Genomic DNA, 26925 nt, shown 5'->3' on the forward strand with positions numbered 1-26925 from the left:
ACGAAGCGGCAGATCGTTAGTCAACGAAGGCCGCAGCCCGGCTTAGCGGGCTTGCAAGGCCAGTTTCGCCAACTGCGGCGCCGGCTGGTAACCCGGAATCATCTGCCCGTTGGCCAGGACGATCGCTGGCGTGCCGTTGACGCCAATGCTCTGGCCGAGCAGGAACTGCTTGTCGATCGGGTGCGCACAACTGGCCGCAGGAATCTCCTGACGCGCCTTGGCCTGGTTCATGGCCTCTTGTGGATTCTTGGCACACCAGACATTGACCAGCGTGTTGTAGCCATGACTACCCGGCCCCTGGCGCGGGAAGGCCAGATAGCGCACTTCGATGCCGCGACGATTGAGCTCCGGCACCTCGCTGTGCAGCTTCTGGCAATAGCCACAGTCGGTGTCGGTAAACACCGTGATATGCGTCTTGCGCTCGCCCACCGCCTTGAACACAACCATGTCGGCCGCAGGCAGGCCATTGATTTCGCGGGCGATGCCCTGGGCTTCCAACTGTTCGGTGAGGTTGCGCGGGCTGCCCTGCTCCGGCAATTCGAACAGGTAGCCCTGCATCAGATAACGCCCATCGGCACTGGCATACAGGACCCGGCCGCCCTTGAGCTGCACCTGATACAGACCTTCCAGCGGACTGGGCTCGATCTGCTCGATCACCAGGTCAGACTGCAGTTTTCCCAGGGCCTGACGGATGTTCTGTTGAGCATCGGCGGCATGTACGCCAGCGACGATGGCAAGGCCCAGCGCAGCAGTGGCCAGGCGACGGAAAACAGCCATGAATTACTCCTATGCAAAGTCGCGCAAGCCTATCACAGAAGCGGCATGGCGCGTTGTCGGGCGCGGCAAATGGCAATCAACCACGCGGGTGATGCGCGGCATGCAGCGCCTGCAGGCGGGCCTTGGCCACATGGGTATAGATCTGCGTGGTGGACAGGTCGCTATGCCCGAGCAACAACTGCACCACACGCAGGTCAGCACCATGGTTGAGCAGGTGGGTGGCAAAGGCATGACGCAGGGTATGCGGCGACAACGGCTTGAGAATACCGGCATGGCGTGCATGCAACTTGATGCGGTGCCAAAAGGTCTGGCGGGTCATCTGCTCGCCACGCTGGCTGGGGAACAGCACGCTGCTCGGCCGCCCAGCCAGCAACAGGCCCCGCGCCTCGGCCTGATAACGCTGCAGCCAGATCAGCGCCTCCTCGCCCAACGGCACCAGGCGCTCCTTGCTGCCCTTGCCCAAGACGCGCAGCACGCCCTGGCGCAGGTTGATCTGCTCCAGACTCAGCGCCACCAGTTCGCTGACTCGCAGACCGCAGGCATACAGCACTTCGAGCATGGCACGGTCGCGCAAGCCCAGCGGCTCGGCAATGTCCGGCGCCGCCAGCAACGCCTCAACCTCAGCTTCGGAAAGGCTCTTCGGCAAGGGCTTGCCCAGCTGTGGCAACTCCACCTGCAGGGTAGGATCCTCGTCGATCAGCCGCTCACGCAGCAGATAGCGATAAAAGGTACGTAGCGCCGACAGCAGGCGCGCCGTCGATCGTGCCTGATAGCCCTGCTGCAAACGCCAACCGAGGTGATCAAGAATCGCCTCACGACCCGCCTGACGCAGGCTGCTGCCGCGACCGGCCAGCCACAGCGCAAAGCCACGCAAGTCCGTCAGGTAGGCGTTGCGCGTGTGCGGCGACAAGCCACGTTCCAGCCACAAGCTGTCGATGAACTCGCGCAGCAGTTCCTGCTCGTCGTCGGACAGCGCCGTCATCGCCTCAGCCTTCGCCCAGGTTATCCGCCAGCACCGGAATCGGCCGGTTATCGGCACCAATGGCCACGAAGCTGAAGACACCACTGATCGCCCGCTCGCGGCCCGCCCCATACATCTCCTCGACGAACACCTCGACCTCAACCTTGAGGCTGGTATTACCCACCTTGATCACCCGGCCAATCAGCTCGACGATCGAGCCGGCAGCAATCGGATATTTGAAGTCGATGCGATCAGAAGACACGGTAACCAACGGCAAGCGACAGAAACGCGTGGCGGTCACGAAAGACACTTCATCCATCCAGGCCAGCGCCGTACCACCGAACAGGGTGTTGTGATGATTGGTGGTAAAGGGAAACACCGTCTTGACCACCCGGCTTTCCGACAGCGCCATACGACGCTGGATTTCTGCTTCTCGGCTCGACATGCCCACTCCCACCTTGCAAAAAACCATTGTGCCGTTACTCGCGGAGCGCCTACCAGCACCTGCAACACCGCGTTTACGCCAAATGACGGACAACAAAAAGGCAGCCCGAGGGCTGCCTTTTGCCAAGCAAAGCGGGTACTTAAACCAGCTTCTCCTTGATGCGCGCGGCCTTGCCGGACAGCGCACGGAGGTAGTACAGCTTGGCCTTGCGTACGTCACCGCGACGCTTGACGCTGATGCTGTCGACCAGCGGCGAGTAGGTCTGGAAGGTACGCTCCACGCCCACGCCGTTGGAGATCTTGCGCACGGTGAACGCGCTGTTCAGGCCGCGGTTACGCTTGCCGATCACAACACCTTCATAGGCCTGCAGACGCTGACGGTCGCCTTCCTTCACTTTTACCTGAACGATCACGGTGTCGCCGGGGGCGAAAGCCGGGATCTCTTTGTTCATCTGTTCAGCTTCGAGTTGCTGAATGATCTTGTTGGTCATTTCCTGCTCCTAAGGCCGGCCATCGGGGCCTGCCATCGATACGTTATCTATCGTCCTGCTGGCGGATGAATTCCGCCAGCAGCGCTTGTTCTTCTCCAGAAAGCGAGCGGCAATCCAGAAGATCGGCACGACGTTGCCAGGTTCGCCCGAGGGCCTGTTGCAAACGCCAGCGCCGGATGTGTTCATGGTTGCCGCTGAGCAGCACCTGTGGAACACGTATTCCCGCATACACCTCCGGTCGCGTGTAGTGCGGGCAGTCGAGCAGGCCATCGCTGAACGAGTCCTCCTCGGCGGAGTCCGCGTGGCCCAAGGCCCCGGGAAGCAACCGCGTTACCGCATCGATCAGCACCATGGCCGGCAGCTCACCACCGGACAGCACATAGTCGCCAATCGACCATTCCTCATCGACATGGGTTTCAATGAAACGCTCGTCGATCCCCTCATAGCGGCCTGCGATGAGGATCAGCGCCTGATTCTGCGCCAATGCCCGCACCCCCGCCTGCTTCAAGGGCTGCCCCTGCGGCGAAAGGTAGATAACCCTGGCCTGCGATCCCGCCGCTTGCCTGGCCGCTGCCAGGGCGCGCTCGAGGGGCTCGATCTTCATCACCATGCCGGGGCCACCACCAAAGGGCCGGTCATCCACCGTGTGGTGGCGATCCTCGGTGTAGCTGCGCGGATTCCAGCAGTTCAGCCGAAGCAAACCCTGCCTGACCGCACGGCTGGTAATGCCGTACTCGCTGATGGCCGCGAACATCTCGGGAAACAGCGTGATGACTTCAACCTGCATGAGACACCGGCAAAGTCAGAATTCCGCATCCCAGATGACCTGCATCTCCCCGCTAGCCAAGTCGATACGCTGCACACACTGCTCGGTATAGGGCAGCAAGCGCTCGCGATCATCCAGACTGCCCGGGCAGGGCTTGACCACCAGTACATCATTGGCGCCGGTTTCCAGCAGATGGTCGATCCGGCCGAACAGATGTCCGTCCTGATTGATCACCCGCAGACCCTGCAACTGGTACCAGTAGTACTCACCATCGTCGAGCGACGGCAACAAGGCGCGCGGCACACAGATCTCGAAGCCGGCGTAAGTACGCGCCACCTCACGATCATCCAGACCACGCAGCTTCGCCACCAGGACCTTGCCCTGCAGGCGACCACTGACCAGTTCAACCTCTTTGCGCTCGCCGTCACGCTGCAGGATCCAGCAACGATAGTCGAGCAGGTTGTCCAGCGGATCGGTAAAGGAATACACCTTTATCTCACCGCGAATGCCATGCACCGAAACAATCTTGCCGAGGACGATGAGGTCTTCGGCCGGGGCCGGCACAGTATTCATAAGCGTGCTCAGGCAGCAGCCTTGGCAGCTTCCTTCAGCAGCTGAGCAACACGCTCAGACGGCTGCGCGCCCTGGCTCAGCCAGTAGCTTACGCGCTCCTGGTTGACCGACAGCTTGACTTCAGCGCCAGTCGCAACCGGGTTGAAGAAGCCAACGCGCTCAACAAAACGACCGTCGCGCGCATTGCGGCTGTTGGTCACGGTCAGGTGGTAGAACGGGCGCTTCTTGGAGCCGCCGCGAGCGAGACGAATAGTTACCATGTGAACTTCGTTCCTGTAGGTGCTTGCAAAACCAAATGCCACACCGGGCCCTAGTGCCCGAAAGGCCGCGTATTCTAAGAGCTAAAGCGTCAAGCCGCAAGCGCCAAGGCCGGCAAGCCGTTGACGCGCCTCTCTCAAAGCTTCGGCAGGCCGCCCGGCATCATGCCGCCGAGACCGCGCATCATCTTGGCCATGCCGCCCTTGGCAGTGAATTTCTTCATCATTTTCTGCATCTGCTTGTGCTGCTTGATCAGCCGCCCAACGTCCTGTACCTGGGTGCCGGAACCCAGGGCAATACGCCGCTTGCGCGAGCCGCTGATGATTTCCGGATCACGACGCTCCGCGGGCGTCATCGAGTTGATGATCGCCTCCATCTGTTTGAACTGCTTCTCCGCAGCCCCCTGGGCACCCTCGATCTTGCCCAGGTTGACCCCGCCAATCGACGGCAGCTTGTCCATCAGACCACCGAGGCCGCCCATGTTCTTCATCTGCTGCAACTGATCGCGGAAGTCCTCAAGGTCGAAGCCTTTACCTTTTTTAAGCTTCTTGGTGAGCTTCTCGGCTTTCTCGCGATCCAGGTTCTGTTCGGCCTGTTCAATCAGGCTGAGTACGTCACCCATACCCAGGATGCGCGACGCCACGCGATCCGGATGGAAGGGATCGAGCGCCTCGCTCTTCTCGCCCATGCCGAGAAACTTGATCGGCTTACCGGTGATCGCCCGCACCGAAAGCGCCGCACCGCCACGCGCATCACCATCCACCTTGGTCAGCACCACACCGGTCAGCGGCAGCGCCTCATTGAAGGCCCGCGCAGTATTGGCGGCATCCTGACCGGTCATGGCATCGACCACGAACAGCGTCTCCACCGGCCGGATAGCCGCATGCAGTTGCTGGATCTCGGCCATCATTTCGCTATCGATAGCCAGGCGACCCGCCGTATCCACCAGCACCACATCGATGAACTTGAGCTTGGCCTCACGAATGGCTGCTTCGGCAATCGCCACCGGCTTTTGCGAAACATCCGACGGAAAGAAGGTGACCCCTACTTCGCCCGCCAGGGTTTCCAGCTGTTTGATAGCTGCCGGACGATAGACGTCCGCCGACACCACCATGACCGACTTTTTCTTACGCTCTTTAAGGAAGCGCGCCAACTTGCCCACGGTAGTGGTCTTGCCGGCACCCTGCAGGCCCGCCATGAGAATCACTGCCGGCGGCGCTGCATTCAGCGCCAGGTCCTCATTGGCCGAGCCCATCATGGCTTCCAGTTCGGCCTGGACGATCTTCACGAAGGCCTGGCCCGGCGTCAGGCTTTTGGACACCTCGCTACCGACGGCACGCTCCTTGACCTTGGCCACGAAGTCCTTGACCACTGGCAGCGCCACATCGGCCTCAAGCAGGGCCATGCGCACTTCGCGCAGCGTGTCCTTGATATTGTCTTCACTGAGCTTGGCCTTGCCGGTGACATGGCGAAGCGTCTGGGAAAGGCGATCTGTGAGATTGTCGAACATGAAGATTCCTTTGCGCGGGACTGCGGCAGGGCGGCAAGTATACCCAAGAGCAGCAGCAGCCAACACCGCCCGTGCTCTTTCACCGCTGCCCGGTTATATGCCAAACTGGCTGCCTTCTGAGCTCGCCAGACAAGGACTTATGCACTCGTTGCTACCCAGCCTGATCGCCGCCGTTCTGTATCTCGGCGCCGCCGGCTACCAGATATCCCACCTCAGCCGCCGCCTGCGCCCCAACACGCGCCTGCTCTGTGGCCTTGGCCTGCTCGGCCTGCTGAGCCACATGCTCAGCCTGTCGCAGCATCTGCTGCCCAATGGCCAGCTACATCTGGAATTCTTCAACGCCGGCAGCCTGGTCAGTGCCACCGTCATTCTGCTGACCCTGCTGGCCAGCTTGAGGATGCCACTGGAAAACCTGCTGATTCCTCTGCTACCGATGGGCGCCCTGACCGTACTCGGTGCGCAATTCGCACCCAGCGGCAGCAGCAACCCACTGACCCACCAGCCTGGCGTGATGCTGCACATCCTCCTGTCGATCTGCGCCTACGGCCTGCTGACCATCGCCATGTTCCAGGCCCTGCTCCTGCAACTGCAGGATCACCAACTGAAGAACAAGCACCCGTCGGGACTGATTCGTAACTTCCCTCCCCTGCAAACCATGGAAAGCCTGCTGTTTGGCTTCCTCTGGGCGGGCTGGGGTCTGCTTACCCTGTCACTGCTCTCAGGCTGGTTGTTCATGGAAAACATGATGGCCCAGCACCTGGCCCACAAAACACTCCTCTCGGGCTTCGCCTGGATCGTCTTCGCTGGCCTGCTGTGGGGGCGCTGGCAGCTCGGCTGGCGCGGACATACAGCCATCCGCGGCACCCTGGCCGGCTTCTGCCTGCTGATGCTGGCCTACTTCGGCAGCAAGCTGGTTCGTGAATTCATCGTTCACCTCTGATTCCCACGCGTGGACGACATGCACACTACCTACCTGTTTGGCCTGCTGGTCTTTTTGATCATTTGCTCGGCGTTTTTCTCCAGCTCCGAGACCAGCATGCTCAGCCTCAACCGCTATCGCCTGCGCCATCTCGATCGCCAGGGACACCGCGGAGCACGACGCGCCACGCGCCTGCTGGAGCGCCCTGATCGCCTGCTGGGGACCATCCTGGTCGGCAACAACATCGTCAACATCCTCGCCGCATCGATCGCCACGGTGCTGGCCGTGAACATCTGGGGCGAGGCCGGGATTGCCGTGGCCACGGCAGTCCTGACCGTGGTGGTACTGATCTTCGGCGAGATCACCCCGAAGACCCTGGCCGCCCTGCGCCCAGAGCTAGTGGCTTTCCCCGCCAGCCATGTACTGCTCATGCTGCAACGCCTGCTTTATCCGGTGGTATGGACGACCAGCGCGATCAGTAATGTCCTGCTGCGCCTGCTGGGTATCGACCCGGCGCAGCGCCACGGCGAACACCTCTCCACCGAGGAGTTGCGCAGCGTGGTCCGCGAGGCCGGCAGCAGCCTGTCACCCAGCCGGCAGAACATGCTGCTGGGCGTACTCGACCTGGAAATGATCCGCGTCGACGACATCATGGTGCCGCGCCACGAGGTGCAAGGCATCGACCTGGATGACAGCCTGGAACATATCAGCGAACAACTGCGCAACACGCCCTATACCCGCTTACCGGTCTACCGCGGCGACATCAATCAAATCGAAGGCGTAGTGCATATGCGCCAGGTCGCCAGCCTGCTGACCAATAACCAGCTGAGCAAGGACACGCTGCTGTCCGCCTGCCGCCCCCCCTACTTCGTCCCGGAAAGCACTCCGCTGTCGGTTCAGCTGCTCAACTTCAAACAGCACAAACGGCGCATTGCCATCGTCGTCGATGAATACGGCGATGTCACCGGCGTAGTCACCCTGGAAGACATCCTCGCGGAAATCGTCGGCGAACTCAGCCCGCCCAGCCCCGGCGAACCCGAGGAAATCCATCCCCAGGCCGACGGCAGCTATATCATCGAAGGCAGTACCAACCTGCGTGAACTGAATCGTCAACTCGATTGGGAACTGCCCTGCGACGGCCCCAAGACGCTCAACGGGCTGATAACCGAAGCCCTGGAAAGCATCCCGGAGAGCAGTGTCTGCCTGCAGATTGGTGACTATCGCCTGGAAATCCTCGACGCTGCCGGCAATCGGGTCAGCCGCGCACGCGCCTGGCGCGCCAGCCAGCAATCAGCGCAGACGCTCAATCAGTAGTGGCGCCAGCCCTCTGGCCCACTGGCGATAACCCAGGGCCGAGGGATGGTAGCCATCACGCGCCAGGTAATCCGCGGAAAAGCCCAACGCCACCGCGCAATGCAGCCAGCCATGGCGCTGCGCCAGGCCACGCAGCCCACGATCCAGCAGCCAGCCACGCCAGCCCAACCACTGCCTGAGCAACCAGGGCAAAGCGCTGAAGTGCTGCAACGGCGGCACTGCACTGATCGCCACCAGCGCGCCCTGCTGCTCGCCCTGTTCAGCCAGCTGACGCATGGCCGCCAGCCAACGCCGGACCGAACCAGGGTGGGTGGTGTCGTTGACACCAAATACCAACAACAGGATATCCACCGGCTGCGCCGGCATGCCGGGCAACAGGCGCTGGCAGGCCTGTTCGGCACGGATACCGTTCTCGCCCAGCGCCTGCCAGCTCACCGGGCGACGCAAGCCCTGGGCGAGACATGCGGCCAGTTGCGCAGCCAGCGCTTCAGAGTGCCGGGCAACGCCCACCCCGGCCACCGGCGACTCGCCGAGCACCAGCAAACGCAGAGGCTCGCCGCCATCCCCCCTGACCAAGCCCTGCGGCTCACCGCCGGCTACCGGCAAACGCAAGGCACGGCGCCGGGTCAACCAGGCCAACGGCAGCAACAGCGGCGCCAATAGCAGGCTGCACAGCCACCAGGCCGCCAGCCCCAGGCTCACAGCTCGACCCGCACCGTTTGGGCCGCGCGTCCGGCCTTGGCACGCGCCAACTCCACGGATTCATCTCGCGCCAGGCTGACGCCCATGCGCCGCTGACCGTCTACCTCCGGCTTGCCGAACAGTCGCAATGCCGTATCCGGCTCCGCCAGCGCTTCGCGCAGATTACCGAAGCTGACCTGCTGCGATTGTCCCTGCACCAGAATCACCGCCGAAGCGGAGGGTCCCAGCAAGCGAATGTGTGGAATCGGCAGGCCGAGAATCGCTCGCGCATGCAGGGCAAATTCGGAAAGATCCTGCGAGATCAGGGTAACCAGCCCCGTATCGTGCGGACGCGGCGAAACCTCGCTGAACCACACCAGGTCGCCCTTGACGAACAGTTCTACGCCAAACAGGCCGCGCCCACCCAGTGCATCGGTAACCTGCCGAGCAATTGCTTCGGCACGCTGCAGTGCCAGTGCCGACATGGCTTGCGGCTGCCAGGACTCGTGGTAATCACCGGCCACCTGGCGATGGCCGATCGGCGCACAGAAATGCGTACCGTCGATATGCCGGACGGTCAGCAGGGTGATTTCGTAGTCGAAGTCGACAAAACCCTCGATGATCACCCTTCCCCGTCCCGCCCGTCCGCCTTCCTGCGCGTACTGCCAGGCGCTTTCCAGCTGCTCCGCCGCACGCAGCAGGCTTTGTCCCTTGCCGGAGGAGCTCATCACCGGCTTGACCACGCAGGGGTAACCGATATCGGCAACCGCCGCGGCATATTCGGCATAACTGTCGGCAAAACGATAGGTAGAGGTGGGCAGCCCCAACTGCTCAGCCGCCAGGCGGCGAATCCCCTCACGATTCATGGTCAGGTGTGCAGCGCGGGCTGTCGGTACCACGCAAAAGCCTTCTGTTTCCAGCTCCAGCAAGGTGGCCGTGGCGATGGCCTCGATCTCCGGGACGATATAGTGCGGTTGTTCGTTCTCGACCACCGCACGCAGCGACTCGGCATCAAGCATGTCGATCACATGACTACGATGCGCCACCTGCATCGCCGGGGCGTCCGGATAACGATCGACCGCGATCACCTCGCAACCCAGGCGCTGCAGTTCGATGACCAACTCCTTGCCCAGCTCACCGGCGCCACACAGCAATACGCGGGTTGCTGTAGGTGACAGAGGCGTTCCAATACGCGGCATGACAGGTTCCTCAATAACAGGTCTGGTTGCACTGGGCCGTGCAATTGGCGCAATCACCACTGGCGCTGGGCGCCACTTCGATCAGCACACCGGCTGCCCGCGCCCGTGCATTGCACATCTGCAGTACACGCCGTCGTTCGTGATTGTCCATACGTCCCCAGCGGCGGATCTCATCGGCACTGCGATGGCAACCGATGCACACATCCTCTTCATCCAGCGAACAGACCTGCACGCAGGGCGAGGCCACCGGCTTTTCGTCAAGCATCACAGCGTTTGCTCCTCAAGTTCACGGGCGTAGCGCTGGGCGTTGTGCACGTAATGCGCGGCACTGGCTTCCAATAGTTTTTTCTGCTGATCACTCAGTTCACGGACCACTTTACCGGGGCTCCCCATGACCAGGCTGCCGTCGGGAATCACCTTGCCTTCGGCGATCAGCGCATTGGCGCCAATGATGCAGTTCCGGCCGATACGCGCGCCATTGAGGATGACTGCATTGATACCGATCAGGCTGTAGTCGCCGACACTGCAACCATGCAGCATGGCGTTATGACCCACCGTCACCCCCTTGCCCAGGGTCAGCGGAAAGCCCATATCGGTATGCATGACCGCACCGTCCTGCACATTGCTGTGTTCGCCAATGTCGATCAGCTCGTTGTCACCACGCAATACCGCGTTGAACCAGACGCTGGCACCGGCCTGCAGGCGCACCTTGCCTACCAGCACGGCATTCGGTGCCACCCAGCTCTGCGGGTGCAGCTCGACACAGGCCTCACCCAGTTGGTAGATCATCAGCTTGTCCTCTCCTCGGCGCCGCCCGACTCAACGCAGGCGGATGTACGAAGCCGGCTCGCGATCCAGGCGAATATCGGCGTCGTACAGCAGGTTAACCAGCTCAACCACCATGATCGCGGTCAAGCCCCAGATTTTATAGTCATTGTACTGGTAGCTGGGCACATACCAACTACGCCCCTGATAATCGATACGGTGCGTGACTTCCCGCGGATCTTCACGAAAAAACGCCAGCGGCACACTGAACACCGCGGCAATCTCCGCATCATTGGGCTGGTACTCGACGAAGTCCGGCACCACGCCCACATAGGGGGTGACCTTGATGCCAAAGCGCGAAACCAGCGGACTGAGCGGCCCTACCACTTCCACCAGGCCAGGCGGCAGGCCGATCTCTTCCTCACTTTCACGCAACGCGGTACGCAGCAGGTCGTGATCCCCAGGGTCACGCCGACCACCGGGAAACGCCACCTCGCCACCATGTGTGGACAGATGACTGGCACGCAGGGTCAGCACCAGCTGCGGATCATCGCTACGGGTAATAGGCACCAGCACCGCCGCCTCAGGCAACCCGGCAGGCGCCGGCAAGACCTGCGGCCGATAGTTCTGCACCCGTTGCAACAACTCATCCAGCATAGCGATACCTGGCAGGACAGATGGCCCGTCATCTTGGCATGATTGCCGGACACACCCAAGCCCTGCCCGGGCGCACCAGCGGGCAGCCCTGTATAGCCAGCGGAATTGTCGATGAACTACTGCAGTCACTGTGGTCACCCCGTGCAACAGCAGATACCACCCGGCGACAATCGCCTGCGCCATGTCTGCAGCCAGTGTCATCAGGTGCACTACCAGAACCCGCGAATCGTCGCCGGTTGCCTGCCAGTCTGGCAGCAGCAGGTGCTGCTGTGCAGGCGCGCCATTGCTCCGCGCCAGGGCTACTGGACACTCCCTGCCGGGCTCATGGAAAACGGCGAAACGGTCCAGCAGGCCGCCATCCGCGAAACCCTTGAGGAAGCCTGCGCACGAGTCGACCAGCTGCAGCTCTACAGCCTGTTCGACCTGCCGCACATCGGCCAGGTGTACATGCTGTTCCGTGCCGAACTGTGCGACCTCGACTTCGCCCCAGGCACCGAGAGCCTGGAAGTGCGGCTATTCGACGAAGCGCAGATTCCCTGGCAAGAACTGGCTTTCCCGACCATCGGCCGCACCTTAGAATGCTACTTCGAAGATCGTCGCCGGCAGCACTTCCCGCTGCGCCACGCCACATTGGGCGTACCACGCGACGTGCACACCTCTCCATGAGCGCCGTTGGCGCACACTTGTTCGGGATCCGTTCTGCATGCGCTGGCTGTTCGTTCTGCTCTGCCTCACCCTCAGCACCAGCCTGCAGGCCAATGCCGAACTCAAACACGCCCGTATCGACAAGGTGCTGGTGCTGAAGAGTGAACGCCAGCTGCAGCTGATCGAGCGCGGCCGGATGATCAAGCAGTACCGTGTGTCGCTGGGCAAGCAACCGGTGGGCCGCAAGCTGCGCGAAGGCGACCTGCGCACCCCGGAAGGCTTCTACTGGATCGACTGGCGGCGCCACAGCGAGAAATACAACCTGTCCATGCACATTTCCTACCCCAATGCGGCAGACCTGGCGCGTGCCAAGGCCGCTGGCGTGAAACCGGGCGGCATGATCATGCTGCACGGCACACCACTGGACGAGGAATACCCGGAGTGGTTCTTCCATACCCTGGACTGGACGGAAGGCTGCATCGCCCTGAAGAACGACGATATGCGCGAGCTATGGAAATACGTGCGCGACGGTACGCTGATTGAAATCAGGCCCTGAGCCAGCGACCAGGGCGACGGCCCTGGCAGCCGATCAGCGACATTCACTCAGGTGCACAAGCACCATTCAGAACTGCAGATCCGACAAACGCCAGACTTCGAAGGCCGGTGTCTCGTAGGGATGGGCCTGTTTGAGCGCCTTGACTGCAGCATGAATCAGCTCATCGGCTACTACCATTTCCACCTTCCACTCGGCCACCTGCTGCACTACCCCCGTCTCGCCAATAAACGGCTGACTGCCAGGCAACGGGCGAAACTGCCCCTGCCCCAACACCTGCCAGCAACACGCTTCGTAGTTGCCAATGCGCCCGGCACCACTGGCAAAAACCGCCTGTTTGACCGCGTCAACATGGGTGTCCGGGACAAAGAAGCACAACTTGTACATGGCGATCTCCAGCCGCTAGAAAGAGGGACAATGCCTGCCCTGATGGCCATTGGCCAGCGCGCTACTCTGCCATGCGCTGCCGGTAAAAACTACCCGAAGAGGCCAACAGGCACAGCCCGCGCGAAGCGCGCCGCACCGACGGCGCCTGCACGAATGACCACGACGCCCTAGAAAAAATCCCCCGACGGCTCGCACCGACGGGGGATTCATGTCTGCCCAGCTGCAGGTGATCAGTCCACCCACGCCCGTGCGTTGCGGAACATGCGCATCCAGCCGCCATCCTCCTGCCACTCATCCGGCCGCCAGGAGTTCTGCACAGCGCGGAACACCCGCTCCGGGTGCGGCATCATGATGGTTACGCGGCCATCGCGGCTGCTCAGGCCGGTGATGCCGCGCGGCGAACCATTGGGGTTGGCCGGGTAAGCTTCGGTGACCTTGCCATGGTTGTCGATGTAGCGCAGCGCCACGTAACCGGACAGGTCGGCTTCGAGCAGCGCCTCGGCACTCTCGAATTCCGCATGCCCTTCACCGTGGGCAATGGCGATTGGCAAACGCGAACCGGCCATGCCCTGCAGCAGAATCGACGGCGACTCCTGTACCTGAACCATGGCCACCCGCGCCTCGAACTGCTCGGAGCGGTTACGCACAAAGTGCGGCCAGTGCTCGGTGCCCGGAATCAGCTCGTGCAGATTGCTCATCATCTGGCAGCCATTGCACACGCCGAGGGCGAAGCTGTCCTTGCGGGCAAAGAACGCCTCGAAGGCCTCGCGGGCACGCCCATTGAACAGGATCGACTTGGCCCAGCCTTCACCAGCGCCCAGCACGTCACCGTAGGAGAAGCCACCGCAGGCTACCAATCCCTTGAATTGCTCCAGGCTGAGACGGCCACTGAGGATGTCGCTCATGTGTACATCGATCGCACTGAAGCCCGCGCGGTCGAAGGCCGCGGCCATTTCCACCTGACCGTTGACACCCTGCTCACGCAGGATGGCAATCTTCGGGCGGACCCCGGTATTGATGTAGGGCGCAGCGACATCCTGATTGACGTCGAACGACAACTTGACGTGCAAGCCCGGATTTTCTTCATCGAGCAGCGCGTCGAATTCCTGATCGGCACACTCGGCGTTATCGCGCAGACGCTGGATGCGATAGCTGGTTTCGCTCCACTGGCGCTGCAGCAGTCGACGCTCGCCGGTGTAGACCGCGACACCGTTGTAGCGGATCTGCACCTCGCCGCCGCTGCGTGGCTCGCCCACGCGCACCAGGCAGTCGGCCAGCCCGGCCTCGGCAAAGGCGGCCAGCAGCGCATCGCGGTCCGCCTGACGCACCTGCAACAACGCCCCCAGCTCTTCGTTGAACAGCGCAGGCGCCAGCTCATCGGGCTGACGCACCAGGCCATCGAGCTGCAACTGCAGGCCGCAATGACCGGCGAAGGCCATTTCCAGCGCACAGGCCAGCAAACCGCCGTCGGAGCGGTCATGGTAGGCCAGCAGGCGATCCTGCTGGTTGAGCTGCTGGATCACCGCGAAGAACGCCTTGAGGTCCTCGGCGCTGTCCACATCCGGCACCTGCTGACCGATCTGGCTGTAGGTCTGCGCCAGGATCGAACCGCCCAGACGGTTCTTGCCGCGCCCCAGATCGACCAGCCACAGCTCGCTGTCGCCCTTGTCCAGACGCAGCTGCGGGGTCAGGGTGCGGCGGATGTCCTGCACCGGCGCAAAGCCGGAAATCACCAGCGACAGCGGCGCCGTCACGCTCTTGTCCTGGTCATCTTCCTGCCAGCGGGTCTTCATGGACATCGAGTCCTTGCCGACCGGAATGGTGATGCCCAGTGCCGGACACAACTCCATGCCGACCGCACGCACGGTGTCGTACAGCCGCGCGTCCTCACCCGGGTGGCCGGCAGCGGCCATCCAGTTGGCCGACAGCTTGATGTCGGACAGCTTGCCGATGCGCGCCGCCGCCAGGTTGGTAATGGTCTCGCCAACCGCCATGCGCCCGGAGGCCGGCGCATCAAGCAGGGCCAGCGGCGTGCGCTCACCCATCGCCATGGCTTCGCCGGTGTAGACGTCGAAGCTGGTCGCGGTCACCGCCACATCGGCCACCGGCACCTGCCAGGGGCCGACCAGCTGGTCGCGCGCCACCAGGCCGGTGATGCTGCGGTCGCCAATGGTGATCAGGAAGTTCTTGCTGGCCACTGCAGGATGGCTGAGCACGCGTTGAATCGCCTCGTCCAGCGGCACGCCGCGGCCATCGAAGGCGTCGCCCTGCTCGGCCTCGCGAGTGACGCTGCGGTGCATGCGCGGCGGCTTGCCAAGCAGCACATTGAGCGGCATGTCCACCGGCTTGTTGCCGAAGTGGCTGTCGCTGACCGTCAGGTGCGGCTCGGCAATGGCTTCGCCGACCACCGCGAAGGGGCAGCGCTCGCGTTCGCAGATCGCCTGGAAGCGCGCGAAATCGGCGGCGTCCACCGACAGCACGTAGCGTTCCTGCGACTCGTTGCACCAGATTTCCAGTGGGCTCATGCCCGGCTCGTCGTTGGGCACGTTGCGCAATTCGAAGCGACCACCGCGGCCGCCGTCGTTGATCAGCTCCGGCAAGGCGTTGGAGATACCGCCGGCACCCACGTCGTGGATGAACTTGATCGGGTTGGCGTCACCCAGCTGCCAGCAGCGGTCGATGACCTCCTGGCAACGCCGCTCCATTTCTGGGTTCTCGCGCTGCACCGAGGCGAAGTCGAGATCGGCGGCACTGGCGCCGGTGGCCATCGAGGAGGCCGCACCGCCACCCAGGCCGATCAGCATCGCCGGGCCGCCGAGCACGATCAGCTTGGCACCGACGCTGATTTCGCCCTTCTGCACATGGTCGGCGCGGATGTTGCCGAGGCCACCCGCCAGCATGATCGGCTTGTGGTAACCACGCACTTCTTCACCACGCGGGCTGCTTACCGCCTGCTCGAAGGTACGGAAATAGCCGGTCAGCGCCGGACGGCCGAATTCGTTGTTGAACGCGGCGCCGCCCAGCGGCCCCTCGATCATGATGTCCAGCGCGGTGACGATGCGCTCGGGCTTGCCATAGGGCTTCTCCCAGGGCTGCAGGAAACCTGGGATGTTCAGGTTGGATACGCTGAAGCCGGTCAGGCCGGCTTTGGGCTTGGCGCCACGACCGGTGGCACCCTCGTCGCGGATCTCGCCGCCGGAGCCGGTGGAAGCCCCCGGGAACGGCGCGATGGCGGTCGGGTGGTTGTGCGTCTCGACCTTCATCAGGATGTGCACCGGCTCGACGCTGGCAGCGTATTCGCCGGTCGCCGGGTCCGGGTAGAAACGCCCAGCGGTGAAGCCCTCGATCACCGAGGCGTTGTCCTTGTAGGCGGAGAGCACGCCTTCGCGGTGCATCTCGTAGGTATTCTTGATCATGCCGAACAGGGATTTCTCCTGGGCCTGACCATCAATGTCCCAGCTGGCGTTGAAGATCTTGTGCCGGCAGTGTTCGGAGTTGGCCTGGGCAAACATCATCAGCTCGACGTCGTGCGGGTTGCGGCCCAACTCGCTGAAGCTTTTCACCAGGTAGTCGATCTCGTCCTCAGCCAAGGCCAGGCCCAACGTCTGGTTGGCCTGCTCAAGCGCGACACGCCCACCGCCCAGGATATCCACCACGGTCAGCGGCCTGGGCTGTGCGTGACTGAACAGGCCGGCGGCCTGTTCCAGGCTGCTTAGCACCTGCTGGGTCATGCGGTCATGCAGCAGCGCGGTCAGTTGCGCAACCGCCGCGTCATCCAGCTCGCCGCTCACGTAGTAAGCGATGCCGCGTTCGATACGCTGCAGCTTGTCGAGTCCGCAATTGCGGGCAATGTCGGTCGCCTTGCTCGACCAGGGCGAGATGGTGCCAAAGCGCGGCACACAGAGGAACAGCCGGCCACTGGGCTCCTGTACCGGCACGCTGGGCCCGTACTTGAGCAAGCGCTCGAGCACCTGCTGCTCGTTGCCATCGAGCGCCTCACGCAGCTCGGCGAAATGCGCGAACTCGGCGTACAGCCCGGTTACCGCCGGCACTTTGCTGGTCAGTTGCTCAAGCAATTTGCCGTGGCGGAAGGCGGAAAGAGCGGGTGCGCCGCGCAGGATCAACATCGAGACAGCCTCTGTAAAAAAGGGTGTGGCAGGCCTGGAAGCAACGACCAGTCGACGCCAATCAAGCGTCGCGAGCGGACTCTGCACCATGCCTGCGTGGAAGGCCGCGTATTCTAGCCTAAAGCACCCGCCAGCGGCACCCGTGGCACGCCCTGCGGGACAGTGCACGGTTAGCCATATATGGCCAGGCCAGCGCTTTGCGTATACTGCCTCGCATGCCTGCCCTCCCTGTGTCCCTGCCACGGATCATCGCGGCACTGCTCTGTGCCTGCCTGCCACTGCTGCTGGCCGGCTGCGATGACACCCCAGCCCCGCCTCCGCCCAGCGCGCTGGAGCGGGTGCGCGAGGCTGCCACACTGCATGTGCTGACCCGCAACAGCCCCGCCACCTATTTTCAGGACCGCAATGGCGAGACCGGCTTCGAATACGAACTGGCCAAACGTTTCGCCGAGCACCTGGGTGTCACCTTGCAGATTGAAACCGTCGACAACCTCGACGAACTATTCCAGCGTCTCGGCCAGACTGACCAGCCCCGCCTGGCCGCAGCCGGCCTGGTCGCCACCCCCGCCCGGCGTACCCAGGCTCGCTTCAGCGAACCCTACCTGCAGGTCACACCCCAGGTGGTCTACCGTAATGGCCAGCGCCGCCCCACCCGCCCCGCCGACCTGGTCGGCAAGCAACTGCTGGTACTCAAGGGCAGCAGCCATGCCGAACAGCTGCGCGACCTGCAACAGCAACTGCCCGAACTACGCTTCGAACAATCCGCCGAGGTCGAAGTGGTCGACCTGCTGCGCATGGTCGAGGAAGGTCAGATCGAACTGACCCTGGTGGACTCCAACGAACTGGCCATGAACCAGGTGTATTTCCCGGAACTACGCATCGCCTTCGACTTCAGCGACAGCCTGCCGGTGGCCTGGGCCATGGCCGCCAGTGAAGACGCCAGCCTGCTCCAGGAAGCCAATCGCTTCCTCCGAGAAGTGGCTGCCAATGGCACCTTGCAGCGCCTCAAGGAGCGTTACTACGGGCATGTCGACGTGCTCGGCTACGTGGGCGCCTACACCTTTGCGCGCCACCTGCAGCAACGCCTGCCGCGCTACGAACAGACCTTCCGGCAAACCGCCCAGCAGCATCAGCTGGACTGGCGCCTGCTCGCGGCGATCGGCTACCAGGAGTCGCTCTGGCAGCCCGACGCCACCTCCAAGACCGGCGTGCGCGGCCTGATGATGCTCACCCAAAACACCGCACAGGCGATGGGCGTCGCCAACCGCCTGGACCCGGTGCAGAGCATTCAGGGCGGCGGCAAGTACTTTGCAAAGATTTACGCCAACCTCAGCGAGAGCATCGTCGAGCCGGATCGCACCTGGTTCGCCCTGGCCGCCTACAACATCGGCATCGGCCACCTCGCCGACGCCCGACGCCTGGCCAAGGCAGAAGGCCTGGACCCCGACAAATGGCTGGATGTGCAGAAGATCCTGCCACGCCTGGCGCAGAAACAGTGGTACAGCAAGACCCGTTATGGCTATGCGCGGGGCGGGGAAACCGTGCACTTCGTGCGCAACATCCGCCGCTACTACGACATCCTCAACTGGGTCAGCCAGCCGCAGCTGGAAGGCCGCCAACTGGCCGAAAGCGGCCTGCATGTGCCAGCCCTGCACACCGACAAGCGTTAGCCGTCAGTCACTGCTGCGCCGTGCACGAAAGAAGCCACGCAGCAGTTCGGCACTTTCCTCAGCCAGCAGGCCGCCCTCGACCAACACACGGTGATTGAGGAAGTCCTGCTGGAAGAACTGCCCGCGACTACTGGCCACCCCGGCACGCGGTTCGCTGGCGGCGTAGACCAAACGTGCCACCCGCGCATGCACGATCAGCCCGGCACACATGCTGCACGGCTCCAGCGTCACATACAGCGTGCTGCCCGGCAGCCGGTAGTTGTCCACCGCCAGGGCCGCAGCACGCAGCGCAACCATCTCGGCATGCGCACTGGGATCACGACTGGCAATCGGCTGATTGAAGCCCCGCCCCAGCACTTCGCCATCGCGCACCAGTACCGCGCCGACCGGCACCTCGCCCAGCTGCGCGCCCAGGCGCGCCTGTTCCAGGGCCTCGGCCATGAACTGCGCATCCAGCGAGCGATCGACAAACAGCGGTTTTTTCATAATTCAGGCTTCAGGCTTCAGGCTTCAGGCTTCAGGCTTCAGGCCGGCAGTGTGCCGGTCGCTGGCCGCCTACGCCACCTCGATGGCCGCCATCAAGCCCGTTTCCATATGGTCCACCACATGACAGTGAAACATCCACAATCCCGGGTTATCGGCCACCAGCGCAATGCGCGCCGTCTCGTTCTTGCCCAGCAGATAGGTATCGGTATACCAGGGCTCGATCACCTGGCGATCGGACCAGACGACCTTGAAGGTCATGCCGTGCAGATGAATGGGATGCAGGTATTGCGAGAGGTTGCGCAACTCGAACAGGTAATGTCCGCCCAGACGCAAGCGGGCAATGGGCTGTGCCGCACAGCCGGGCGCCGGACTTTGCCAGGCCTTGCCGTTGATCTGCCAATACACGGGGTCGACCGGGTCGGCCAGGCTGGCGGCCCACTCAAAATTGAAACGCAGCAGCTCGGCACGCTGCAAGTCCGGCTCAGCGATCGGATTGACCGGCAGCGGCGCCGGCCAGTCGCTCGCCTCCGCCGGTACACCGACGGCACGCAGGGTTGCCAGGCGTAACGGCCCATCGCGTAGCGCCAGCTCACCGCTGGCCGGCACGCGCAATGCCAGGTCGACACGCATCCCCGGCCCCAGGCGCAAGCCCTTGGCCGGAATGCCGCGCGGCGCCAGCGGATTGCCATCCAGGGCATAGATGCGCGCCTCGGCACCGGGCAGGTTCAGGGTGTAGGTGATGTTACTGTCGACATTCAGCAGACGCAGGCGCACCACTTCGCCGGCCGGCAAGTCCACAACCGGGCGGGGCTGGCCATTGACCGTAGCCAGCCGGCCCCGCGTACCGGCGCGCGCCGCTTCACGCGGCACCAGCAAGGGCATGAATGCCCCCTGCTCGTCGACCGCCCAGGTTTTCAGGCACAGCGTGCGCTCGTGGCGAAAACCGCTGGGTTGACGCTCCTCGACAATCAGCGGGCCGACCAGGCCACGCCCCAGCTGCTCGCTGCTGGCGGTATGCGGGTGATACCAGAAACTGCCGGCATCCGGGCAGACGAAGTCGTAGTCAAAGTACTCACCCGGCCGCACCGGCAGTTGCGAGATGTAGGGCACGCCGTCCATGTCGATGGGCAGGCGGATACCATGCCAGTGAATAGTGGTCGGCTCGCTCAACTGGTTGATGAAGCGCACGCGCAGGCGATCACCCTGGCGGCAACGCAGCTCGACACCCGGTGCCTGGCCGCCATAGGCCCACAGCGTGCTTGGCTGGCCAGCAACCAGCTCGACATCCAGCGGCGCGGCAATCAGCTGGTAGTCATGGGTGGCCAGGTCATGCGGGCGTCCCAGCCAGTAGCGCACGGCCGTACCGCCCAGCCCCAGCACACCGACGCCAGCCAGACCTGCCAGCACCTGCCTACGCGAAAAGCTCATCGCCGCACTCCTAGATTCAACCCAATTGCACAATCTTCTCATTTGCCCGAAGGCGAAGCGAGTCATGCGTTTCGGGCAGGCAGAAATAACAAAGGCAGCTTGCGCTGCCCTTGTTATCGATCAACCCCGCAGGGGCATCATTCCCACTCGATGGTCGCCGGCGGCTTGCTCGACACGTCGTAGGTGACGCGGGAGATGCCTTCGATTTCGTTGATGATGCGCCCGCTGACGGTCTCCAGCAGCTCGTAGGGCAAGTGCGCCCAGCGAGCGGTCATGAAGTCCACGGTTTCCACCGCGCGCAGGGCAACGACCCAGGCGTAGCGGCGGCCGTCACCGACCACGCCCACCGACTTCACCGGCTGGAATACAACGAATGCCTGGCTGGTCTTGTGGTACCAGTCGGCCTTGCGCAGCTCTTCGATGAAGATGTGGTCAGCGCGGCGCAGCAGGTCGGCGTATTCCTTCTTTACTTCACCGAGGATACGCACGCCCAGGCCCGGCCCCGGGAACGGGTGGCGGTAGACCATGTCGTAGGGCAGGCCCAGCTCCAAGCCAATCTTGCGCACTTCGTCCTTGAACAGTTCACGCAGCGGCTCGACCAGCTTGAGGTTCATTTCCTCGGGCAGGCCGCCGACGTTGTGGTGGCTCTTGATCACGTGGGCCTTGCCGCTCTTGGCACCGGCCGATTCGATCACGTCCGGGTAGATAGTGCCCTGGGCGAGGAACTGGATGTTGTCCAGCTTGCTGGCCTCGGCATCGAACACGTCGATGAAGGTGCGGCCGATGATCTTGCGCTTCTTCTCCGGATCGGACTCACCAGCCAGATTGGAGAGGAACTGCTCCTCGGCATTGGCACGGATCACCTTGACGCCCATGTTCTCGGCGAACATGGCCATCACCTGATCACCCTCGTGCAGGCGCAACAGGCCGTTGTCGACGAATACGCAGGTCAACTGGTCGCCGATGGCACGGTGCAGCAGCGCGGCGACCACAGAGGAGTCCACCCCGCCGGACAGGCCCAGCAGCACGTTGGCATCGCCGACCTGGGCACGCACCGCGGCAATGGCGTCTTCGACGATGTTGGCCGGGGTCCACAGCGCCGCGCAGCCGGCGATTTCCAGCACGAAGCGCGAGAGGATGCGCCCGCCCTGCTTGGTGTGGGTCACTTCCGGGTGGAACTGCACACCGTAGTAATGGCGGGTGTCGTCGCTCATCGCGGCAATCGGGCAGCTCGGTGTGCTGGCCAGGATGCTGAAGCCTTCCGGCAGACGGGTAACCTTGTCGCCATGGCTCATCCACACATCCAGACCGAGCACGCCGTCGGCGTCCACATGATCTTCGATGCCGGCCAGCAACTGGCTCTTGCCCACCACATCGACGCGGGCATAACCGAATTCACGCAGGTTGGAACCTTCCACCTTGCCGCCCAGCTGCTCAGCCATGGTCTGCATGCCGTAGCAGATACCCAGCACCGGCACCCCCAGGTCGAACACCGCCTGCGGCGCGCGCGGGCTGCCTGCTTCGTGCACCGACTCCGGGCCACCGGCGAGGATGACGCCGCGCGGCGCGAAGGCACGGATGTCCTCGTCGCTCATGTCCCAGGGATGCAGTTCGCAATAGACACCGATCTCGCGCACGCGGCGGGCAATCAACTGAGTGTACTGCGAGCCGAAGTCGAGGATCAGGATGCGGTGGGCGTGGATGTCAGGAGTAGCCATTTTCTTCACCTGGATAAATGGCTGAAAGCCGGAGGCTGGCGGCTGAACGAAAGAGCCTCTTCGTCCAGCCGCCAGCCTCCAGCCTCCAGCGAAAAATGCTGATTAACCGACGCGGTAGTTCGGCGCTTCTTTGGTGATCTGTACGTCGTGCACGTGCGACTCGGCCATGCCCGCGCCAGTGATGCGCACGAACTGCGGTTTGGTACGCATTTCTTCAATAGTCGCGCAGCCGGTATAACCCATCGAGGCACGCAGGCCGCCCATCAACTGATGGACGATGGCGCTCATCGCGCCCTTGTACGGCACACGGCCTTCGATGCCTTCCGGCACCAGCTTCTCGGCACCGGCCGAGGAATCCTGAAAATAACGGTCGGAAGAGCCCTGCGCCTGGGCCATGGCGCCCAGCGAACCCATGCCGCGATAAGCCTTGTAGGAGCGACCCTGGAACAACTCGACCTCACCCGGCGCCTCTTCGGTACCGGCCAGCATGGAGCCGATCATCACCGCGGAAGCGCCGGCAGCGATGGCCTTGGACAGGTCGCCGGAGAAACGGATGCCACCATCGGCAATCAGCGGTACGCCGGTACCTTCCAGGGCGGCAGCCACATTGGCCACGGCACTGATCTGCGGTACGCCGACGCCGGCGACGATACGCGTGGTGCAGATAGAGCCCGGACCGATGCCGACCTTGACGCCGTCGGCGCCGGCCTCGGCCAGGGCCTTGGCCGCTTCACCGGTGGCGATATTGCCGCCGATCACCTGCACGTCGGGGAAGTTCTGCTTGACCCAGCGCACACGGTCGATCACGCCCTTGGAGTGGCCATGAGCGGTGTCGACAATGATCACGTCCACACCGGCGGCGGCCAGGGCGGCGACGCGGTCACCGGTATCGGCACCGGTGCCGACGGCGGCCCCCACACGCAGACGACCCTGGTCATCCTTGCTGGCCAGCGGGTAGGCCTTGGCCTTCTCGATATCGTTGACGGTCATCATGCCCTTGAGGCGGTACTGGTCGTCGACGATCAGTACACGCTCGATGCGGTGCTTGTGCAGCAGCTTGCGCACGGTGTCCTTGTCTTCACCCTCCTTGACCGTGACCAGACGCTCCTTGGGCGTCATCACGTCGCGCACCTTGGCCGACATGTTGGTCTCGAAACGCACATCGCGTGAAGTGACGATACCGATCAGGTCATTGTGGTAGAGCACCGGCACGCCGGAAATATTATTCTGCCGGGTCAGTTCGAACAGATCACCCACCGTAGCATCGGCGTCGATGGTGATGGGGTCCTTGACCACCCCGCTTTCATAGCGCTTGACCTTGCGTACTTCGGCCGCCTGCTGCTCGATGGTCATGTTCTTGTGGATGATGCCAATACCGCCTTCCTGAGCCATGGCAATCGCCAGGCGCGCTTCGGTGACGGTATCCATGGCAGCAGACAGCAACGGAATGTGCAATTCGATGCCACGGGTCAGACGGGTCTTGAGACTGACATCCTTGGGCAATACCTCGGAATAACCGGGGATCAGGAGTACGTCGTCAAAAGTAAGGGCTTCTTGGCTGATACGCAGCATGGCGGGCGCTCCCGGGCGGGAAAATAAGAAGCGCGGCATTATACCCATCGCATGGTCAAGCTCCAAGCATCGCTGCAGAGAGCTTCGCGGCCGCTAGTCCGCAAGCACCTGCACCAGACGCAGTGGATAGCCGAGCTGTTCGCCCAACGCCGCCATGAACCCCTCACTGAAACAGACTGCCGGCCAGTTATTGAAGACCAGTGCCAGGTTGGAAAAGGCGCAAGGCTGCAGGAACAGGAAGCCATTGATGTCGTCTTCGAAGCCACATTCCGGGCAGACAAACGTTTCGGTCAGGCCGGGCATCCACTCTTCCAAGCTGTCGAACAACGCCTCGCCAATCTCCTGGCGGCACTCCGGACAACCAGCTTCCTCGCGAAAATCTCGGCTGGGTGTATAGATACCGCGCCGGGTCAACACCTGCAGGCCATTACAGAGCTGGTCGAACGGCAAGCGCTCGGCATGCGGCCAGCGACGCGCGGCCGGGCCAATCGCATAGGCCATGCGGTTGCCCAGCCAGCCACAGGTGCTGGGCAATTCGGCGACCAGTTGCTGACGGGACAGCCAGCGCAAGACGCGACGCGCCCGCGCCTCGACCTCGGGAACCGTGGAGATCAGGGGAACCAGAATACTTTGTTCGACGGACATGCCCGGCAACCGCAAAAGGCGCCAGTTTAACGGCAAACTCGTTATCATGCCGGGATGATCAAAGACCCTTTCCAGCGCCTCAACCTCGATCGCGAGCTCCTCAGCGTCAGTCAGCTCAACAGCCGCGCACGCCTGCTGCTGGAGGACGTCTTTGCCCAGGTATGGGTGGAGGGTGAGATCTCCAACCTGGCCAAGCCGGCCTCCGGGCACCTCTATTTCACCCTCAAGGACAGCCAGGCGCAGGTGCGGTGTGCACTGTTCCGGCAGAACGCCGCACGCGTGCGCCAGGCCTTGCGCGACGGACTGGCGGTCAAGGTACGCGGCAAGGTTTCGCTGTTCGAGGGGCGCGGCGACTATCAGCTGATTGTCGATGCCGTGGAGCCGGCCGGCGACGGCGCCCTGCGCCTGGCCTTCGAGGCCCTGAAAGAAAAGCTCGCCGGGGAGGGGCTGTTCGCCGTCGAACGCAAGCGCGCCCTACCCGCCCACCCGCAGCACATCGGCATTGTCAGCTCACCGAGCGGCGCGGTAATCCGCGACATCATCAGCGTATTCCGTCGCCGTGCCCCGCAGGTCGCCCTGACCCTGGTGCCCAGCGCCGTGCAGGGCCGCGAGGCCACCGCACAGCTCGTCCGCGCCCTGCAACTAGCCGACCGCGCCGGTTTCGATGCGATCATCCTGGCGCGGGGCGGTGGCTCTCTGGAAGACCTCTGGTGCTTCAACGAAGAGGCTGTCGCGCGCGCCGTGGCGGCCTGTATCACCCCGGTGGTCAGCGCCGTAGGCCACGAAACCGATGTATCGATCAGCGACTTCGTCGCCGATGTGCGCGCACCAACGCCCTCGGCTGCCGCCGAACTGCTGGCCCCGAACAGTGCCGATCTGCAACGCCGCCTGGACAGCCTGCGGCGCCGCCTGCTCCTGCGCATGCAGGGCCTGCTGGCCCAGCAACGCCTGCGCCTCGACGGGCTGGGCCGCCGCCTGCGCCACCCCGGCGAGCGACTGCGCCAGCAGGCCCAGCGTCTCGACGACCTGGACATGCGCCTGCGCCGCGCCCAGCAACAGCACCTGCAACAGCGCCAGGCCCTGCTCGCACGCCTGGATACCCGCCTGACCGCCCAGCACCCACGGCGTAGCCTGGCCTTGCTGCGCCAGCAACTGGACAGCCTGGCCAGCCGTCTGCCGCGTGCCATGCACAGCCAGCTGCGCCAGCAGCGCCAGCAACTGCAGGCCCTTGGCCAACAACTGCATATTGTCAGCCCACTGGCTACCCTCGGCCGCGGCTACAGCATCCTCCTTGACGAACGCGGCCAGGCCATTCGCAGCGCCCAGCACACCCAGCCCGGCCAGCGTGTCACTGCGCGCCTCGGCGAAGGCCAGCTGAGCCTGCGTGTCGAGGACAACCACATACACCCGGCGACCCTGTCGCTGCTCGACTAGCCCCACCGGACCGCCTATGCGCCTGCTTTGCCTGCTGCTGCTCTGTCTCGCCCTGCCCGCTCAGGCCGAAGGCTTTCTAACTCGTCTGCTGCACAAGCCGGTACCCGGCGGCGTAGCGGTGCTGGCGCTGCCGGAGCAGGCCCAGCCTCCCGGCGTGCACTACCAGAACAAGCCCGTACTGGTGATCCGCGAAGAAGGACAGCGTTGGATCGCCATCGTTGGCATCCCGCTCAGCGTGCAGCCCGGCACGCAGCAGGTCATCGTCAATGGCAACCAGGCGTTGAGCTTCCAGGTGGGCAGCAAGCATTACCGCGAGCAACGCATCACCCTGAAAAACCAGCAGCAGGTCACGCCCAATGCCGACAACCTGCGGCGTATCGAACGCGAACTGGCCGAGCAGACCCGTGCCTACCAGCAGTTCAGCCCTCGTCAGCCGAGCAACCTGCTGTTCGACAGACCGGTCAACGGCCCGCTGTCCAGCCCGTTCGGCCTGCGCCGCTTTTTCAATGGCGAGGAACGCAACCCGCACTCGGGCCTGGACTTTGCCGCCAATAGCGGCACGCCGATCAAGGCGCCGGCGGCCGGCAAGGTGATCCTGATCGGCGACTATTTCTTCAATGGCAAAACCGTGTTTCTCGACCATGGCCAGGGCCTGATCAGCATGTTCTGCCATCTATCTGCCATCGACGTGCAACTGGGTGACGAGATCGCCCGCGGCGGCCATATCGGCAAAGTGGGCGCCACCGGCCGCGCCACCGGGCCACACCTGCACTGGAACGTCAGTCTGAATGACGCCCGGGTCGACCCAGCGATTTTTATCGGCCAGTTCCAGCCCTGAACGCTCGCGCAATCAAATCGCTAAAAGCCATAATTTCCAAGCATTAAAATCCAACAAAACCACCAAAGCGATCAATAATTCCAATTTTTCCGCATTACTTGCCAGCT

General features: G+C 63.3%; 27 protein-coding genes. 7 read left to right on the forward strand and 20 right to left on the reverse strand.

Annotation, left to right across the window (positions count from 1 at the left end; translation table 11 throughout):
* Nucleotides 1-42 precede the first annotated feature (42 nt).
* From CW360_RS08910 to ffh, 8 genes are all read right to left on the reverse strand, one after another.
* Nucleotides 43-777 (reverse strand): thioredoxin fold domain-containing protein, encoded by a 735-nt coding sequence (locus CW360_RS08910; protein ID WP_093985540.1) that lies wholly within the window; start codon nt 775-777, stop codon nt 43-45.
* 76 nt (nt 778-853) lie between these two features.
* Nucleotides 854-1759: a site-specific tyrosine recombinase XerD gene (xerD, locus tag CW360_RS08915; protein ID WP_093985541.1), complete on the reverse strand. Its 906-nt coding sequence runs from the start codon at nt 1757-1759 to the stop codon at nt 854-856.
* A gap of 4 nt (nt 1760-1763) precedes the next feature.
* Nucleotides 1764-2183, reverse strand: a complete 420-nt coding sequence (locus CW360_RS08920; RefSeq protein WP_101193453.1) for an acyl-CoA thioesterase — start codon at nt 2181-2183, stop codon at nt 1764-1766.
* A 139-nt stretch (nt 2184-2322) separates the two neighbouring features.
* Nucleotides 2323-2673, reverse strand: a complete 351-nt coding sequence (gene rplS, locus CW360_RS08925; protein ID WP_093985543.1) for a 50S ribosomal protein L19 — start codon at nt 2671-2673, stop codon at nt 2323-2325.
* Between the two features lie 43 nt (nt 2674-2716).
* On the reverse strand, nt 2717-3460 hold the full coding sequence (trmD, locus tag CW360_RS08930; RefSeq protein ID WP_101193454.1) for a tRNA (guanosine(37)-N1)-methyltransferase TrmD: 744 nt from the start codon (nt 3458-3460) through the stop codon (nt 2717-2719).
* A gap of 15 nt (nt 3461-3475) precedes the next feature.
* Complete coding sequence (rimM, locus tag CW360_RS08935; protein ID WP_101193455.1) at nt 3476-4012, reverse strand: ribosome maturation factor RimM; 537 nt, start codon at nt 4010-4012, stop codon at nt 3476-3478.
* A gap of 8 nt (nt 4013-4020) precedes the next feature.
* Nucleotides 4021-4272: a 30S ribosomal protein S16 gene (gene rpsP, locus CW360_RS08940; protein WP_093985546.1), complete on the reverse strand. Its 252-nt coding sequence runs from the start codon at nt 4270-4272 to the stop codon at nt 4021-4023.
* Nucleotides 4273-4406: 134 nt separating this feature from the next.
* Entirely contained in the window at nt 4407-5780 is a 1374-nt protein-coding gene (gene ffh, locus CW360_RS08945) for a signal recognition particle protein (protein ID WP_093985547.1), read from the reverse strand.
* A 139-nt stretch (nt 5781-5919) separates the two neighbouring features.
* On the opposite strand from ffh, the gene CW360_RS08950 reads away from it, so the two are divergent.
* Complete coding sequence (locus CW360_RS08950) at nt 5920-6720, forward strand: cytochrome C assembly family protein (RefSeq protein ID WP_101193456.1); 801 nt, start codon at nt 5920-5922, stop codon at nt 6718-6720.
* Nucleotides 6721-6738: 18 nt separating this feature from the next.
* On the forward strand, nt 6739-8013 hold the full coding sequence (locus CW360_RS08955; protein ID WP_425439757.1) for an HlyC/CorC family transporter: 1275 nt from the start codon (nt 6739-6741) through the stop codon (nt 8011-8013).
* Here the strand turns inward: CW360_RS08955 and CW360_RS08960 are convergent.
* Genes CW360_RS08960 through CW360_RS08980 form a run of 5 tightly spaced genes read right to left on the reverse strand, consistent with a single transcriptional unit; the run spans nt 7990 to nt 11315 of the window.
* The gene (locus CW360_RS08960; RefSeq protein WP_245874693.1) at nt 7990-8715 is read right to left on the reverse strand and encodes an SGNH/GDSL hydrolase family protein; all 726 of its coding nucleotides are present in this window, start codon (nt 8713-8715) and stop codon (nt 7990-7992) included. The genes CW360_RS08955 and CW360_RS08960 overlap by 24 nt on opposite strands.
* Nucleotides 8712-9893: a formate-dependent phosphoribosylglycinamide formyltransferase gene (gene purT / locus CW360_RS08965; RefSeq protein WP_093985550.1), complete on the reverse strand. Its 1182-nt coding sequence runs from the start codon at nt 9891-9893 to the stop codon at nt 8712-8714. Before purT ends, CW360_RS08960 begins: the two co-directional genes overlap by 4 nt.
* A gap of 10 nt (nt 9894-9903) precedes the next feature.
* On the reverse strand, nt 9904-10158 hold the full coding sequence (locus tag CW360_RS08970) for a DUF1289 domain-containing protein (RefSeq protein WP_425439758.1): 255 nt from the start codon (nt 10156-10158) through the stop codon (nt 9904-9906).
* Nucleotides 10158-10682: a gamma carbonic anhydrase family protein gene (locus tag CW360_RS08975; RefSeq protein ID WP_101193459.1), complete on the reverse strand. Its 525-nt coding sequence runs from the start codon at nt 10680-10682 to the stop codon at nt 10158-10160. The genes CW360_RS08970 and CW360_RS08975 overlap by 1 nt, the downstream gene beginning before the upstream one ends.
* Before the next feature lie 30 nt (nt 10683-10712).
* Nucleotides 10713-11315 (reverse strand): CoA pyrophosphatase, encoded by a 603-nt coding sequence (locus CW360_RS08980; RefSeq protein ID WP_093985553.1) that lies wholly within the window; start codon nt 11313-11315, stop codon nt 10713-10715.
* A gap of 111 nt (nt 11316-11426) precedes the next feature.
* Here CW360_RS08980 and CW360_RS08985 point away from each other — a divergent pair, with 111 nt between their 5' ends.
* The gene (locus tag CW360_RS08985; protein WP_101193460.1) at nt 11427-11981 is read left to right on the forward strand and encodes an NUDIX hydrolase; all 555 of its coding nucleotides are present in this window, start codon (nt 11427-11429) and stop codon (nt 11979-11981) included.
* A 37-nt stretch (nt 11982-12018) separates the two neighbouring features.
* On the forward strand, nt 12019-12516 hold the full coding sequence (locus tag CW360_RS08990; protein WP_101193461.1) for a L,D-transpeptidase family protein: 498 nt from the start codon (nt 12019-12021) through the stop codon (nt 12514-12516).
* A 66-nt stretch (nt 12517-12582) separates the two neighbouring features.
* Here the strand turns inward: CW360_RS08990 and CW360_RS08995 are convergent, their stop codons facing one another.
* Both CW360_RS08995 and purL read right to left on the reverse strand, forming a co-directional pair.
* Nucleotides 12583-12900 carry a YqfO family protein gene (locus tag CW360_RS08995; protein ID WP_101193462.1) on the reverse strand — a complete coding sequence of 106 codons (318 nt, stop codon included), beginning with the start codon at nt 12898-12900 and terminating at the stop codon, nt 12583-12585.
* A gap of 230 nt (nt 12901-13130) precedes the next feature.
* Nucleotides 13131-17027, reverse strand: coding sequence for a phosphoribosylformylglycinamidine synthase (purL, locus tag CW360_RS09000; RefSeq protein WP_101193463.1), 3897 nt, complete (start codon nt 17025-17027; stop codon nt 13131-13133).
* A 215-nt stretch (nt 17028-17242) separates the two neighbouring features.
* Between purL and mltF the strand changes: the two genes are divergently transcribed.
* The gene (gene mltF, locus CW360_RS09005) at nt 17243-18697 is read left to right on the forward strand and encodes a membrane-bound lytic murein transglycosylase MltF (RefSeq protein ID WP_101193464.1); all 1455 of its coding nucleotides are present in this window, start codon (nt 17243-17245) and stop codon (nt 18695-18697) included.
* A 3-nt stretch (nt 18698-18700) separates the two neighbouring features.
* On the opposite strand, the gene tadA is transcribed toward mltF, so the two are convergent.
* The 5 genes from tadA to CW360_RS09030 form a co-directional block, all read right to left on the reverse strand.
* Nucleotides 18701-19183, reverse strand: a complete 483-nt coding sequence (gene tadA / locus CW360_RS09010) for a tRNA adenosine(34) deaminase TadA (RefSeq protein ID WP_101193465.1) — start codon at nt 19181-19183, stop codon at nt 18701-18703.
* A 69-nt stretch (nt 19184-19252) separates the two neighbouring features.
* A complete protein-coding gene (locus tag CW360_RS09015) occupies nt 19253-20611 on the reverse strand; it encodes a multicopper oxidase family protein (protein WP_101193466.1) in 1359 nt (452 codons plus the stop codon).
* 137 nt (nt 20612-20748) lie between these two features.
* Entirely contained in the window at nt 20749-22329 is a 1581-nt protein-coding gene (gene guaA / locus CW360_RS09020) for a glutamine-hydrolyzing GMP synthase (protein WP_101193467.1), read from the reverse strand.
* A gap of 102 nt (nt 22330-22431) precedes the next feature.
* Nucleotides 22432-23901 (reverse strand): IMP dehydrogenase, encoded by a 1470-nt coding sequence (guaB, locus tag CW360_RS09025; RefSeq protein ID WP_093985562.1) that lies wholly within the window; start codon nt 23899-23901, stop codon nt 22432-22434.
* Nucleotides 23902-23994: 93 nt separating this feature from the next.
* On the reverse strand, nt 23995-24546 hold the full coding sequence (locus tag CW360_RS09030) for a sugar ABC transporter ATPase (protein WP_101193468.1): 552 nt from the start codon (nt 24544-24546) through the stop codon (nt 23995-23997).
* Nucleotides 24547-24600: 54 nt separating this feature from the next.
* Here CW360_RS09030 and xseA point away from each other — a divergent pair, with 54 nt between their 5' ends.
* Entirely contained in the window at nt 24601-25980 is a 1380-nt protein-coding gene (gene xseA, locus CW360_RS09035; RefSeq protein WP_101193469.1) for an exodeoxyribonuclease VII large subunit, read from the forward strand.
* A 16-nt stretch (nt 25981-25996) separates the two neighbouring features.
* Nucleotides 25997-26818 (forward strand): peptidoglycan DD-metalloendopeptidase family protein, encoded by an 822-nt coding sequence (locus CW360_RS09040; RefSeq protein ID WP_101193470.1) that lies wholly within the window; start codon nt 25997-25999, stop codon nt 26816-26818.
* The last annotated feature ends 107 nt before the right edge of the window (nt 26819-26925 follow it).

The sequence above is a fragment of the Pseudomonas fluvialis genome (assembly GCF_002835605.1).
GTDB classification, from domain to species: Bacteria; Pseudomonadota; Gammaproteobacteria; order Pseudomonadales; family Pseudomonadaceae; genus Aquipseudomonas; species Aquipseudomonas fluvialis.

Coding starts and splice junctions, on each gene's coding strand:
- CW360_RS08985 (WP_101193460.1), top strand. CDS start 11,427: ATGAACTACTGCAGTCACTGTGGTCACCCCGTGCAACAGCAGATACCA.
- rimM (WP_101193455.1), bottom strand. CDS start 4,012: ATGAATACTGTGCCGGCCCCGGCCGAAGACCTCATCGTCCTCGGCAAG.
- mltF (WP_101193464.1), top strand. CDS start 17,243: ATGCCTGCCCTCCCTGTGTCCCTGCCACGGATCATCGCGGCACTGCTC.
- purT (WP_093985550.1), bottom strand. CDS start 9,893: ATGCCGCGTATTGGAACGCCTCTGTCACCTACAGCAACCCGCGTATTG.
- rplS (WP_093985543.1), bottom strand. CDS start 2,673: ATGACCAACAAGATCATTCAGCAACTCGAAGCTGAACAGATGAACAAA.
- CW360_RS08970 (WP_425439758.1), bottom strand. CDS start 10,158: ATGCTTGACGAAAAGCCGGTGGCCTCGCCCTGCGTGCAGGTCTGTTCG.
- CW360_RS08975 (WP_101193459.1), bottom strand. CDS start 10,682: ATGATCTACCAACTGGGTGAGGCCTGTGTCGAGCTGCACCCGCAGAGC.
- CW360_RS09040 (WP_101193470.1), top strand. CDS start 25,997: ATGCGCCTGCTTTGCCTGCTGCTGCTCTGTCTCGCCCTGCCCGCTCAG.
- ffh (WP_093985547.1), bottom strand. CDS start 5,780: ATGTTCGACAATCTCACAGATCGCCTTTCCCAGACGCTTCGCCATGTC.
- rpsP (WP_093985546.1), bottom strand. CDS start 4,272: ATGGTAACTATTCGTCTCGCTCGCGGCGGCTCCAAGAAGCGCCCGTTC.
- xseA (WP_101193469.1), top strand. CDS start 24,601: ATGATCAAAGACCCTTTCCAGCGCCTCAACCTCGATCGCGAGCTCCTC.
- CW360_RS08950 (WP_101193456.1), top strand. CDS start 5,920: ATGCACTCGTTGCTACCCAGCCTGATCGCCGCCGTTCTGTATCTCGGC.
- CW360_RS08955 (WP_425439757.1), top strand. CDS start 6,739: ATGCACACTACCTACCTGTTTGGCCTGCTGGTCTTTTTGATCATTTGC.
- trmD (WP_101193454.1), bottom strand. CDS start 3,460: ATGCAGGTTGAAGTCATCACGCTGTTTCCCGAGATGTTCGCGGCCATC.
- purL (WP_101193463.1), bottom strand. CDS start 17,027: ATGTTGATCCTGCGCGGCGCACCCGCTCTTTCCGCCTTCCGCCACGGC.
- xerD (WP_093985541.1), bottom strand. CDS start 1,759: ATGACGGCGCTGTCCGACGACGAGCAGGAACTGCTGCGCGAGTTCATC.
- CW360_RS08920 (WP_101193453.1), bottom strand. CDS start 2,183: ATGTCGAGCCGAGAAGCAGAAATCCAGCGTCGTATGGCGCTGTCGGAA.
- guaA (WP_101193467.1), bottom strand. CDS start 22,329: ATGGCTACTCCTGACATCCACGCCCACCGCATCCTGATCCTCGACTTC.
- CW360_RS09015 (WP_101193466.1), bottom strand. CDS start 20,611: ATGAGCTTTTCGCGTAGGCAGGTGCTGGCAGGTCTGGCTGGCGTCGGT.
- CW360_RS08910 (WP_093985540.1), bottom strand. CDS start 777: ATGGCTGTTTTCCGTCGCCTGGCCACTGCTGCGCTGGGCCTTGCCATC.
- CW360_RS08990 (WP_101193461.1), top strand. CDS start 12,019: ATGCGCTGGCTGTTCGTTCTGCTCTGCCTCACCCTCAGCACCAGCCTG.
- CW360_RS08980 (WP_093985553.1), bottom strand. CDS start 11,315: ATGCTGGATGAGTTGTTGCAACGGGTGCAGAACTATCGGCCGCAGGTC.
- tadA (WP_101193465.1), bottom strand. CDS start 19,183: ATGAAAAAACCGCTGTTTGTCGATCGCTCGCTGGATGCGCAGTTCATG.
- CW360_RS09030 (WP_101193468.1), bottom strand. CDS start 24,546: ATGTCCGTCGAACAAAGTATTCTGGTTCCCCTGATCTCCACGGTTCCC.
- guaB (WP_093985562.1), bottom strand. CDS start 23,901: ATGCTGCGTATCAGCCAAGAAGCCCTTACTTTTGACGACGTACTCCTG.
- CW360_RS08995 (WP_101193462.1), bottom strand. CDS start 12,900: ATGTACAAGTTGTGCTTCTTTGTCCCGGACACCCATGTTGACGCGGTC.